We start from the raw sequence: 11,831 nt of genomic DNA on the forward strand, positions 1-11,831 counted from the left end.
TGCCATAGACTTGGCGTTCCGACGTCACCGCTTTCGCGCTTCAAGTTCAGAGTTGAAAATCCGCAAGCGATGGGTCAGGTTTTCCTCATCAATCACGCTGTTGAAATTTTCGAACAGAAAAGACAGTGCTTCACCTTCGTCCAAACCGGCCTCACGCGCGAAGGCTTTGAGTTTGCGATATCCGTCTTCCGTCATGGCGACGGGAAAACGGCGGGTCAGGCGAAAGCGTTTTGGCATCTTTTCTCCTCCGGGTGCGGGCTCGGGCAGCTTTGCCCGAGCCAAGATTGAGATCAGAAATTCGCTGCGTCCAGTGCCATGACCGTGTCCGCGCCTGTCCGGATGCGCGCAAGGTGCATCGCCGTCGCAGGCAAGCGGCGTGCCATGTAGAAGCGGCCGGTGTTGATCTTGGTCTCGTAGAACTCTTTGTCCGATGCACCACCGTCCAGAGCATCTTGTGCAGCTTTCGCCATCTGCGCCCACATCAGGCCCAGGCAAACATGGCCGAACATGTGCATAAAGTCGTACGAACCAGACAGCGCGTTGTTCGGGTTCTTCATGCCTTCCTGCATGAAGTACATACCAGCGGCCTGCAGGTCCTTGGATGCAGCTTTCAGCGGCTCGATGAACGCTTTGTCATAGGCTTCGTCCTTGCCGCCGTTTTCCTTGCAGAAGGTTTTGACCATCTCAAAGAACGCCATGACGTGCTTGCCGCCGTCCTGCGCCAGTTTGCGGCCAACCAGGTCAAGCGCCTGAACGCCATTCGCGCCTTCGTAGATCATCGCGATACGGGCGTCGCGGGTGTATTGCGACATGCCCCATTCTTCGATGTAGCCATGGCCGCCATAAACCTGTTGCGCCTGCACGGTCATGTCATAGCCCTGATCCGTCAGGAAACCCTTGATGACCGGCGTCAGCAGCGAGATCAGACCATCCGCGTCTTTGTCACCCGAGCGATGCGACTTGTCGAGCATCGTCGCGCCCCATAGGATGAACGCGCGCGCGCCCTCGGTAAAGCTTTTCTGGTCCATCAGGTTGCGGCGGATGTCCGGGTGCACGATCAGCGGATCGGCGGGACCATCGGGGTTCTTCACGCCGGTCACATCGCGGCCCTGAAGGCGGTCCTTGGCATATTCCAGAGCGTTTTGGAACGCGGCCTCGGCCTGTGCCAGACCTTGCATACCCACACCAAGACGCGCTTCGTTCATCATGGTGAACATGGCGCGCATGCCTTTGTGCTCTTCACCCAAAAGCCAACCGGTGGCCTCGTCATAGTTCATGACGCAGGTCGAGTTGCCGTGGATGCCCATTTTCTCTTCGATCTTGCCGACCGAGACGCCGTTGCGCTCACCCGGTGTGCCGTCTTCGTTGACGATGAACTTCGGCACTATGAACAGCGATACGCCCTTGATACCCTCGGGGCCACCGGGGATCTTGGCCAGCACCAGATGGATGATGTTGTCGGCCATGTCATGGTCGCCGGACGAGATGAAAATCTTCTGCCCCGAAATCTTGTAGCTCCCGTCGCCCTGCGGTTCCGCTTTGGTGCGCATCAGGCCCAGATCGGTGCCGCAATGCGGCTCGGTCAGGTTCATGGTCCCGGTCCATTCACAGCTGACCATGTTCGGCAGATACTTGTTCTTCTGCTCGTCAGTCCCGTGCGCCAGAATCGCAGAGGCCGCGCCATGCGTCAGACCCTGGTACATGGTAAATGCCTGGTTAGACCCCGAGAACATCTCGCCCACGGCGGTGCCCAGTACATAGGGCATGTTCTGGCCGCCATACTCTTCCGGCATGTCGAGGCCAGTCCAGCCACCTTCCTTCATCTGCTCGAAGGCGTCCTTGAAACCGGTAGGGGTGTACACAATACCGTTTTCCAACCGGCACCCCTCGGTGTCACCCACGACATTCAGCGGATGCAGGACGTTGGTGGCAACCTTGCCTGCCTCTTCCAGAACCGCGCCGGTAAACTCGGCTTCCAGTTCGCTGTAGCCGGGAATATCCGACTGAGAGATTTTCAGAACGTCATGCAGGATGAACTGCGTGTCTTTGGTTGGCGCGTTGTAAACGGGCATGTGAAGCTCCCTTAATTCATATGTCCGGATGGCGGGGCGAGGTTACTCGGCCGCCTTCTTTTCCTGTTTCATCGAGGCGATGACTTTCTCGCCCCAGCGCAACTGCTCTTTCAGATCGTCGATGGCTTGCGTCAGCTCGCGGCGGCGTTCTTCCATATCCGCCAGACGTTCCAACGCTATTTCATAGGTGCGGGTCATCTGCGTGACCTGCTGGTCGCCCACATGGTACAGATCCAGAAGTTGGCGGATCTCTTCCAGGCTGAAGCCAAAGCGTTTACCGCGCAGGATCAGTTTCAGCCGCGCCCGGTCACGTTTGGTGAACAGACGTTTTTGGCCTTCGCGAATCGGGAACAAAAGTTCCTTGGCCTCATAGAACCGCAAAGTGCGTGGCGTGACATCGTAAGTCTCGCACATCTCGCGGATTGTCATCACATCTTCGGTCATTCGTCATACTCTCGTCACTGGCGTCATGAGACATGAGTTGCGCAGTTGCTTTGAGCTTTACAACACGTGAGTGACGTTTACGTAATTCAGACGCTGCGTCACTTCAAAGTTGACGTAACATCCAAACGCGTAAACGCTGATTGATGAAATTTTCTTTCCCTAAGGTCACGCGAAAACCCAGCCTTTTGCGTGTGTGAAAGTTGCCATCACATGCCTGGGGTGTGCTGAGCCGCGCTGACTTGGCGAAGCAGACTTAAGAATACGGGGGGTTATTCCAGAGACTTTGCCGTCTGATCGCGCAGTCGCTTCAGTTCATCCATCGCTTCGTCCAGTTGCTGGCGCTGCTGTTCAAGCTCGCTCATCTGACGATCAGCCATTTCGACAAATGTGGCCATTTGCGCCGCGTTGCCCTGATCTTCATAGATCAACAGCCATTGGCGAATCTCTTCCAGTGGGAAGCCAAACTTACGGCCACGCATGATCAGCTTCATCCGGGCGCATTCCCGCGCACCGTAAAAGCGGGACCGACCTTCGCGGTCCGGCTGCAAAAGTTCGATATATTCGTAATAGCGCAGGGTGCGCGGCGTTACGTCGAACTCGGCACACATCTCTTTGAATGACAAACGATTGTTGGACATTCCTGATCTCCTCGCCAGCAACCTAGGCGGTCCCGATCCCAAGCGCAACAGGTGGGCTTGCCCTTTGCCAGAACAGCGGCTCATAAAGGGGGCGCTAAGAACAGGACAGATAACGATGGTCGACAAGACAGTTTTAGCCCGCCAGTTTATCGAGGCGATCCCTCATGCGCGGGCTTTGAACCTGACGCTGACCCATATCGGCGAGGGTGAGGCAGAGATTACCCTGCCATATAACGAGGACCTGATCGGAGATCCGCGCACCGGCGTGATCCATGGTGGGGCGATCTCGACCATCTTGGATACATGCTGCGGCGCTGCTGTCATGAGCCACCCTTCCGCGCCCGGCGGGACAGCAACTATCGACCTCCGGATTGACTACATGCGTGCGGCAAAGCCGGGTCAGACCATTACCGCCAGCGCGACCTGCTATCACATCACGCGGAACGTTGCCTTTGTTCGGGCCACTGCAGTGGATAACGACAAGGACTTACCGGTGGCGACTGCGGCCGGCTCTTTCACGGTTGAGGGGAAGTAACATGGCAAGACCGCGTCCAGAACCCGTGCAGGTGGTCAAGCAAAGGCGTGATGCGGCATTGCGCGCGCTGGTTGATGGTGTTCCTTACATCCGTTTTCTCAACATCGGCTTCGACCGACGCGGTGATGAATTGACCGGTGTTCTGCACTTTGATGACAAGCTGATTGGCAATCCGTTTCTGCCTGCGATTCATGGCGGCGTGACAGCTGCGTTTCTCGAAGTGACAGCCGTCATCACGCTTAGCTGGGAACACATGTTCCCAAGCATAGAAAGCGGAGAGATAGACGCCGAAGCCATCGTGACGGACAAGAGCATTCGCTTTCCCAAGACAATCGACTTCACCGTTGACTACCTACGCTCAGGCTTGCCACGCGATGCCTATGCGCGGGCCTTTATCAGCCGATCCGGTCGGCGCTATGCCTCGGTCCGGGTTGAAGCCTGGCAGGACAACCATGCAAAACTTTTTGCGCAAGCGTCCGGGCATTTCCTGATGCCTCAACCTCCCAGAGATAAGGGCTGACCATGCAGGACGCCTCGGCGCCCATCACGCATAGGCGGGTGCTGAAGATCGCAGTCCCGATTGTTCTGTCGAACGCAACCGTGCCCATTCTTGGCGCGGTCGATACGGGCGTTGTGGGGCAAATGGGGCAGGCCGCACCGATTGGTGCCGTTGGCGTGGGCGCGGTCATTCTGGCCTCGATCTATTGGATATTCGGTTTTTTACGCATGGGCACGACCGGTTTGGCTGCCCAAGCGCGCGGGGCAGGTGACGTGGTGGAAACCCGTGCTTTGCTGATCCGGGGCTTGATGTTGGGTGCAGCGGCCGGTGTGTTCTTTGTTCTTGCGCAAGCAGCGGTCTTTGCCGGGGCATTTGCCCTGTCACCTGCCAGCCCCGAGGTTGAGGCACTGACGCGCACCTATCTCGAGATTCGTATTTGGGGTGCTCCGGCCACCATTGCTTTGTATGCCGTGACCGGATGGCTGATCGCGGTTGAACGGACGCGTGGCGTTTTCGTTCTGCAAATCTGGATGAACGGGCTGAATATCGTTCTGGACCTGTGGTTTGTTCTGGGGCTGGGGTGGGGCGTGGAGGGCGTCGCTGTGGCCACCCTGATCGCCGAGTGGACCGGTTTGGCGCTGGGCCTGTGGCTGTGTCGCGACGGATTCGAGGGCAAGATTTGGCGCGACCGGGCCAGGATTTTCGATGCTGCGCGCCTACGCCGAATGATGCAGGTCAACGGTGACATCATGATCCGATCGGTCCTTTTGACGGGCTCGTTTACGACCTTCCTTTTCGTGGGCGCGGATCTGGGCGACGTGAACCTGGCCGCCAATCAGGTTCTGCTGCAATTCCTTGAGATCACAGCCTTTGCCCTGGACGGGTTCGCCTTTTCAGCCGAGGCGTTGGTCGGCAGTGCGGTTGGTGCGCGGGACCGATATCAACTGCGGCGCGCCAGTATCATGGCGTCGCAATGGGGGCTTGGTGGGGCCGTTTTACTGAGTGTTGTTTTCTTTTTGGCAGGCCCGGTTTTGATCGACCTGATGTCAACCTCGCCCGAAGTGCGCTTAGCCAGCCGTGACTACTTGTTTTGGGCGGCGTTAGCGCCAGTTGTCGGTGTGGCCAGTTGGATGTTTGATGGCATCTACATTGGTGCCACTTGGACCCGGGCCATGCGCAACGCGATGATTCAATCCGTAGCGATCTATGTGGTCGCTCTGTTCGTTCTGGTGCCGAGCTTTGGCAATCACGGCCTTTGGGCCGCGCTGATGGTTCTGAACATCGCGCGGGGTGTGACGATGGGCTGGCGCTATCCCAAGCTTGAAGCGCAAGTGGCCTAAAGCAAGGCCAACAGGTTCTCCGGCGGACGCCCGACGGCAGCTTTGTCACCGGCAATGGCCAGAGGCCGTTCGATCAGAATGGGGTTCTCGCCCATGGCGCGGATCAGCTCGTCATCCGATGCGGTTTTTGTCAGCCCCAATTCCTTGAACCGTTTTTCGCCGGTACGCACCATGTCAATTACAGGCAGTCCCAGTGCTTTCTGAGCGGCCCGCAACGCATCGGCCGAGGGCACATCTTCAAGGTATTTTCGCAATGTGATCTGCGCACCCTTTTCTTCCAAAAGCGCCAGTCCGGCGCGGGATTTGGAACAGCGGGGGTTATGCCAGTATTCGATCACAGCCAATCCTCTCGTTTGCTGCCCACGGCCTGGGCAACGCTGTCATAGCCATCACGCGCCAGCAATTGATCCAGCCCATGCGCGATATCAGCAGCAAGTGAGATCCCACCGTAAACCATGGCGGTATAGAACTGTACAGCAGACGCCCCGGCGCAGATCTTGGCGTAAGCCTGTTCTGCGTTGCTTATGCCGCCGACGCCGATCAGCGGGATTTCTCCACCGGTCAACTGGCTCAGCTTTGCCAGCACGCGGGTGGATTTTTCGAACAAAGGCGCGCCAGACAATCCTCCGGCTTCACCTTTATGCGCGCTACGCAACCCGTCACGCGACAGGGTGGTGTTGGTGGCGATCACCGCATCCACGCGGGTTTCGCGAGCAACCTCAGCAATGTCCTGCAACTCAGGCTCGGTCAGATCAGGCGCAATTTTCAGAAAGATCGGAAGCGGGCGGGGCAGTGCATCGCGTGTTTCGATCACACCATTCAACAGCGCGGTCAGCGCGGCCTTGCCCTGCAAATCGCGCAGTTTTTCCGTGTTCGGCGAGGATACGTTTACGGTGGCGAAATCCAGATGTGCCGCGCAATGTGCCAGAACTTTCGCAAAATCACCTGCTCGGTCTTCGCTGTCTTTATTGGCCCCAAGGTTCAGACCGATCACAGCATCTTTGGGGCGCTCTGCCAGCCGTTTGGCCATCACCTCCATGCCTTCGTTGTTGAAACCAAAGCGGTTGATGGCTGCCTTGTCTTCGGTCAGGCGAAACAGGCGTGGTTTGGGGTTTCCTAGCTGCGGACGGGGCGTGACTGCGCCCACCTCGATAAAGCCAAACCCGGCGCGCGACAGAGGTGCGAGGACCTCACCGTTCTTGTCGAAACCAGCGGCCAGGCCGACCGGATTTGGCAGATCCACACCCGCCAAGTTGGTTTTCAGGCGCGGTGTTGTCACAGGCCCCGGCGCGGGCGTTAGACCGGATTTCAGCGCCTTGATCGACATGCCATGAGCAGCTTCGGGGTCCATGCGGTGCAGAGCGTTCAGCCCCAGTTTTTCAATCAGTTTCATCCGAAGGCCTTTCCGCTTTCCCCTGATCCGCACCGGATCAGGCGCGAGGTTTCGACCGCAGCCTGACGATGGATCACCGCCGCCCGGTACACCGGGTCTGTCACCATTTCAAGGAACGCGTGTGCTGTCGGATAGCGTGCGATAAAGACGGCATCCCATGTTTCATCCGACGGCCCAATGAGAGTTGTTTCAAACACCCCACGCCACAAAATGCTTGCCCCGATACGTGCAACAATCGGCGCAGTTTCAGCGCCGTATTTCTGATAGGCTTGTGCCCCGGTCAGCCCCGCGCCCGCCAATTCATGCGCAGCAGGATACTGCGCTGTGGCCCTGAATTTCACCAGATTGAGCATTTCAATTGGCTGGTTCCGGTCCAGAGCCTTAAATGCCTCGAACTGATCCCGTTGCGGGTCGATAAAGGACGTCATTCCATATCCTCGGGGAACTGGTGAACAGCACCGTCAAACGGCAGGGGGCGTGACCAGACAACGTCGCTAAGCCGGATCTGGCGATAGAGATGCGGGAACAGGGCACCGCCGCGCGATACTTCCCATTTCAGATCTTCGCCCATGGCATCAGCATTGCAGGCCAGCAATGTCAGACCGTCCACGCCAGCAAAGTGTTTTGCCGCTGTTTCTGCGGCTTGCTCTGCAGTTGAAAAATGAACAAACCCGTCAGCCAAGTCGATCGGTGCGCCATCTGTTGCGCCCTTGTCCTGCAAGGCGGCCCATTCATCGGCCCGGAAAATTTTGTAAATCAGCATATCGATCTGATGCCCCGCGCAGCGCTTGGAATCAAGCTGGATTTCCTCTTTGACTCTTGGGCGTCATAGGCGCACGATCTCTGAAAATATAAACAGGGAGATTCAGTATGTTGACCCGATTTCTGGCGTCTACAGCAATTCTTGGCCTGACTGCCGGCGTGGCAGCGGCCGAATACAAGCTAACCATTCTGCACACCAACGACATTCATAGCCGCATCGAGTCGATAAACAAATACGACTCGACCTGCGATGCTGAGGATGAAGCAGAAGGTAAGTGTTTTGGCGGGGTTGCGCGCCTCAAGACGATCGTTGATTCCCGCCGTGATGCGCTGGCGGATCAGAATGTTCTGCTGCTGGACGCCGGGGACCCGTTCCAGGGATCGCTGTTCTACACCACCTACAAAGGTTCAGCAGAAGCCGAATTTATGGAAGCGATCGGCTATGACGTCATGGCCGTGGGCAACCACGAATTTGACGACGGCCCGGAAGGGTTGGCGTCGTTTATTGAAACGGTCAGCTTTCCGGTGATTTCAGGCAATCTGGACCTGTCATCGTCGGCCGAGCTGAAGGGCAAGGTTGAAAACCATGTGGTGCTTGATGTCGGCGGACAGAAAGTGGGCATCATCTCGGCGTTGGCTACGGATACGGTCGAAACGTCAAGCCCCGGCAAAGATGTCGTGTTTCAGGACGAGATCGAAAGCCTGAAAGCGGATGTGGCCGCTTTGCAGGATGAAGGCGTCAATATCATCATCGCGTTGAACCATGTGGGACTGGCCAAGGATCTGGAAATTGCAGAACAGGTGCCGGGGCTTGACCTTGTGGTCGGTGGCCATTCGCACACGCTTTTGTCAAATACACAGGAAGGCGCCGCCGGGGCATACCCGACGATGGTCGGCGATGTGCCGGTTGTTCAGGCGTATGCCTATTCCAAATACCTGGGCGAAATCACACTGACCTTTGATGACGATGGCAATCTGATCGCCGCAGAAGGAGAGCCCATACTGCTGGACGCCTCAGTCACACCTGACGAAGGCATCGCGGCCCGCGTGGCCGAAATGGGCGCGCCAATTGAAGAGATGAAGCAACGCGTTGTTGCAAGCTCGGCCGCCGCGATTCAGGGCGACAGGTCGGTCTGTCGGGTACAGGAATGCGAAATGGGCAACCTTGTGGCCGACGCGATGCTGGCCCGTGTCGCCGATCAGGGTGCGCAGATTGCGATCGCCAATTCAGGTGGCCTGCGCGCTTCGATCGATGAGGGCGACGTGACCATGGGTGAAGTTCTGACTGTGCTGCCGTTCCAGAACACGTTGTCCACTTTTGAGATCACCGGTCAAACCGTCATTGATGCGCTGGAGAATGGTGTTAGCCAAGTTGAAGAAGTAAAAGGCCGCTTCCCGCAAGTCGCGGGCCTGAGCTACACTTGGGACCCAAGCGTGGCCCCGAACGAAGGCCGCATCAGTGAGGTCATGGTGGCCGAAGGTGATGGGTTTGTTCCGATTGACCCGAACAAGACCTACCTCGTTGTGACCAATAACTATGTGCGCAACGGCGGCGACGGGTACTCGATGTTCGAAGGCGACGACAAGAATGCCTATGATTTCGGCCCCGATCTGGCCGATGTCACAGCTGAATATCTGGCGGAAAACGCGCCGTATCAGCCTTATCTGGATGGGCGTATCAAGCAGAAGTAAATCTGCCGTCTGAAACAAAAAAGCCGCATCCAGGTGATGCGGCTTTTTTTGTTTCGCTGCGTGTCAGCTGAAATCGTATTCCGGCCAGAGTTCCGGGTCAAATCCGTCCAGCATTGGCGTTATGTGATCGGCCACTTCGCGCCAGCCGCCAATTGACTTGGTCGAGATCTTGCTTCGCACTTGATCCACACTGGCCGTGCGAACCTGTTTTGTGTTTTTCTCGGGGTGTACCATCGACTCGTGCCAGTCTACCCCGCAAAACTCAGCCACGCGCTGGCTGTGGGCTTTTGGATCTGCCACCAACTCTTCGTAGGGCAAAGTTAGGATCTGACCTTCGAACACCGTGTCCCAGTGCGCCATATAGCGGCGATAGAGATTGGCGGAATGTGCAATGGCGTCCAGACTTGAGGCGTAGTTCATGCCGCCTGCGGGAAAACGTCTGATCCATTTCGACAAACCGACGTCTCTGGGATCGCGCAGCATGTTGACAATCTTGGCGTTGGGGAAGGCGGCCAGAATAAACCCAACGCGCTGGTAATTGTGCGGCAGCTTATCGACAAACCCAATCGAGTTTTCCGGTATGTTCGGCATGTTTTCCCGATACGAGCGCGCGATGTCTTTTGCGGCTTCCGCGTCAAACACCTTGTCGGTTGCGTGGAACTTGTTTGTCAGTTCCGGGATCAACATCAACTCACCGCACCCGGCGATGTCGGGGGCCGAACTCAGCATCATTTCCATCAGGGTCGTGCCGGATCGCGGCTGTCCAATCACAAAAATCGGCAGTGGCGCATCGGACGGAATACCTTCAAAGGATGATGCCCCTTCAGGGAACAGCTCGATGATCTTGTGCAGCTTTTCTTCTTCCGCTGCAAAGTCATAAGGCACCGCATCGTGCTGTACGGCATTTGCTTTTGCAAACTGGGGCAAAGCCGCGGCGATACCGTCGGTTTTTTGGACAAGATGCGCCTTGGCAAATTCTAGCTCTTGCAGGGGTTCATCTTTTTCAGCCGCCGCAGCCTCGACCGCAGACATCAATTGCGGCACGTTCTCTTTTGACGCCATTGTGGCCGCTTGCAGCAGAGCATTTGCGTGATGGGGTTGAGTGTTCAGGATGTCGTTTAAGATACTGAACGCCATTTCCTTGTCGCCAGAATGATGCAGATTGAGCGACTTTTGGAAAGCGACCATGATGTTTTCCGGTGCCAAGTCATAAGCGCGTTCTATGTCACGCGTGCTTTCCTCGACAAAGCCCATCTGAAGATAAGCCCGCGCCCTTTTTGCAAGAAGTTCCGGGTTGTCAGGGTCCGAAGCAAGGCTATGCGTTGTGAACTCGACAATCGAACGCCAGTTTCGGCCTTCGCGTTGAATCTCGTCAATAACCCGGCGAAGCTCTTTGTTGTTGGGAAACTGTTCAACCTTTTGTTCGGCATATGTCAGTGCGCGCGTGATTTGTCCCGTTTGCATCAGGGCATTTGCCAGGTTTTCGGCAAATTGCGGATCATCGGGTTTCTTGCGCGAGGCTTCCAAAAAGTGGGGTATGGATTTCTTGTACTGCTTCAGCTCTGTCAGAACAAAACCGGCGATTGCATGAAAATCCGAGTCCTTGGGGAATTTCTTGACCCCAAACTGGGCTTTCTTCAAGGCCTGTTGCAGTTTGCCTGTTTCCAAAAGGGAAATTGCTTTGCTCTTGAGGGTTTGAGCGGTTTGGTTTTTCATGTGACCCGAAAGATCCTGCGCCTGTATCAAGAATATATCGATGGTTCATTACCTATGTGCGGACGGTTTGCAATAACTCTTCCCAATGACGCCATGGCGCAGCTGTTTTCTGCACGGCCTGCAAACTCATTACCTGCCGTTCCAAATTACAATGTTTGCCCGACAAATCAGGTACATGTGGTGCGCAGTGGCGAGACCGGTCGTCATTTAGATGCGCTGCGTTGGGGGTTTTTGCCACATTGGTGCAAATCCGAAACAGCCGGACCATTGTTGATCAACGCCCGGTCAGAGACTTTGGCTGACAAACCAGCCTTTCGCGACGCTTGCCGATCGCGCCGTTGTTTGATCGTGGCTACGGGGTTCTATGAATGGACCAAGACCGAACAGGGAACCCGCTTGCCGTGGTACATCCAGCGCAAGGATGGGGCACCGATTGCCTTTGCTGGGGTTTGGCAGGACTGGGGCCCTCAGGAAAGCCGACAGGGCACCTGTGCGATCGTGACGACAGGTGCAAATGAATGCCTCAAGGGCATACACCATCGGATGCCCTTGATCCTTGAGCCTGAAGATTGGCCATTATGGCTGGGCGAGGCGGGAAAAGGGGCCGCGCGATTGATGCAGCCGGGGGCCGAGGATGTGCTGACCTTTCACCGCGTCGACCCGGCGGTAAATTCGAACCGGGCCAGCGGACCTGAACTGATTGAACCTTTTGGCGGGTGAGGGCGCGTGGCCTTTCCTTT

14 protein-coding genes are annotated in these 11,831 nt (G+C 56.6%); 5 read left to right on the forward strand and 9 right to left on the reverse strand.

Translation table 11 applies throughout. The features are described 5' to 3' along the window. Positions 1 to 24: 24 nt before the first annotated feature. From GOV91_RS17815 to GOV91_RS17830, 4 genes are all read right to left on the reverse strand, one after another. Positions 25 to 237: a hypothetical protein gene (locus tag GOV91_RS17815; RefSeq protein WP_171091078.1), complete on the reverse strand. Its 213-nt coding sequence runs from the start codon at positions 235 to 237 to the stop codon at positions 25 to 27. Positions 238 to 290: 53 nt separating this feature from the next. After that, a complete protein-coding gene (locus tag GOV91_RS17820; RefSeq protein ID WP_171236488.1) occupies positions 291 to 2,072 on the reverse strand; it encodes an acyl-CoA dehydrogenase C-terminal domain-containing protein in 1,782 nt (593 codons plus the stop codon). 42 nt (positions 2,073 to 2,114) lie between these two features. After that, positions 2,115 to 2,516: a MerR family DNA-binding transcriptional regulator gene (locus tag GOV91_RS17825; RefSeq protein WP_171091075.1), complete on the reverse strand. Its 402-nt coding sequence runs from the start codon at positions 2,514 to 2,516 to the stop codon at positions 2,115 to 2,117. Between the two features lie 269 nt (positions 2,517 to 2,785). Then, a complete protein-coding gene (locus GOV91_RS17830) occupies positions 2,786 to 3,154 on the reverse strand; it encodes a MerR family DNA-binding transcriptional regulator (RefSeq protein WP_171177553.1) in 369 nt (122 codons plus the stop codon). A gap of 115 nt (positions 3,155 to 3,269) precedes the next feature. Between GOV91_RS17830 and GOV91_RS17835 the strand changes: the two genes are divergently transcribed. Genes GOV91_RS17835 through GOV91_RS17845 form a run of 3 tightly spaced genes read left to right on the forward strand, consistent with a single transcriptional unit; the run spans position 3,270 to position 5,528 of the window. Next, positions 3,270 to 3,689 carry a PaaI family thioesterase gene (locus GOV91_RS17835; RefSeq protein WP_171177551.1) on the forward strand — a complete coding sequence of 140 codons (420 nt, stop codon included), beginning with the start codon at positions 3,270 to 3,272 and terminating at the stop codon, positions 3,687 to 3,689. A gap of 1 nt (position 3,690) precedes the next feature. Further along, positions 3,691 to 4,209, forward strand: a complete 519-nt coding sequence (locus GOV91_RS17840) for a PaaI family thioesterase (protein WP_171177549.1) — start codon at positions 3,691 to 3,693, stop codon at positions 4,207 to 4,209. Between the two features lie 2 nt (positions 4,210 to 4,211). Further along, positions 4,212 to 5,528: an MATE family efflux transporter gene (locus GOV91_RS17845; protein ID WP_171236489.1), complete on the forward strand. Its 1,317-nt coding sequence runs from the start codon at positions 4,212 to 4,214 to the stop codon at positions 5,526 to 5,528. Here GOV91_RS17845 and arsC read toward each other — a convergent pair. From arsC to GOV91_RS17865, 4 genes are read right to left on the reverse strand one after another with little or no spacing between them, the layout of a single operon-like run. Beyond that, positions 5,525 to 5,866 carry an arsenate reductase (glutaredoxin) gene (gene arsC, locus GOV91_RS17850; protein ID WP_171236490.1) on the reverse strand — a complete coding sequence of 114 codons (342 nt, stop codon included), beginning with the start codon at positions 5,864 to 5,866 and terminating at the stop codon, positions 5,525 to 5,527. The two genes, GOV91_RS17845 and arsC, sit on opposite strands and share 4 nt — an antisense overlap. Further along, on the reverse strand, positions 5,863 to 6,921 hold the full coding sequence (locus GOV91_RS17855; protein ID WP_171236491.1) for a quinone-dependent dihydroorotate dehydrogenase: 1,059 nt from the start codon (positions 6,919 to 6,921) through the stop codon (positions 5,863 to 5,865). Before GOV91_RS17855 ends, arsC begins: the two co-directional genes overlap by 4 nt. Beyond that, positions 6,918 to 7,349, reverse strand: a complete 432-nt coding sequence (locus GOV91_RS17860) for a DUF1330 domain-containing protein (RefSeq protein WP_171236492.1) — start codon at positions 7,347 to 7,349, stop codon at positions 6,918 to 6,920. The genes GOV91_RS17855 and GOV91_RS17860 overlap by 4 nt, the downstream gene beginning before the upstream one ends. Next, the gene (locus tag GOV91_RS17865; protein WP_171236493.1) at positions 7,346 to 7,684 is read right to left on the reverse strand and encodes a DUF952 domain-containing protein; all 339 of its coding nucleotides are present in this window, start codon (positions 7,682 to 7,684) and stop codon (positions 7,346 to 7,348) included. Before GOV91_RS17865 ends, GOV91_RS17860 begins: the two co-directional genes overlap by 4 nt. 107 nt (positions 7,685 to 7,791) lie before the next feature. On the opposite strand from GOV91_RS17865, the gene GOV91_RS17870 reads away from it, so the two are divergent. Continuing rightward, entirely contained in the window at positions 7,792 to 9,375 is a 1,584-nt protein-coding gene (locus tag GOV91_RS17870) for a bifunctional UDP-sugar hydrolase/5'-nucleotidase (RefSeq protein ID WP_171236494.1), read from the forward strand. 63 nt (positions 9,376 to 9,438) lie between these two features. Here the strand turns inward: GOV91_RS17870 and GOV91_RS17875 are convergent, their stop codons facing one another. Continuing rightward, entirely contained in the window at positions 9,439 to 11,091 is a 1,653-nt protein-coding gene (locus GOV91_RS17875) for a tetratricopeptide repeat-containing sulfotransferase family protein (RefSeq protein WP_171236495.1), read from the reverse strand. 54 nt (positions 11,092 to 11,145) lie between these two features. On the opposite strand from GOV91_RS17875, the gene GOV91_RS17880 reads away from it, so the two are divergent. After that, complete coding sequence (locus tag GOV91_RS17880) at positions 11,146 to 11,811, forward strand: SOS response-associated peptidase (RefSeq protein WP_171236531.1); 666 nt, start codon at positions 11,146 to 11,148, stop codon at positions 11,809 to 11,811. The last annotated feature ends 20 nt before the right edge of the window (positions 11,812 to 11,831 follow it).

Origin of the sequence: Ruegeria sp. HKCCA6837 (assembly GCF_013034475.1) — a bacterium.
In the GTDB taxonomy this organism is placed as follows: domain Bacteria; phylum Pseudomonadota; class Alphaproteobacteria; order Rhodobacterales; family Rhodobacteraceae; genus Ruegeria.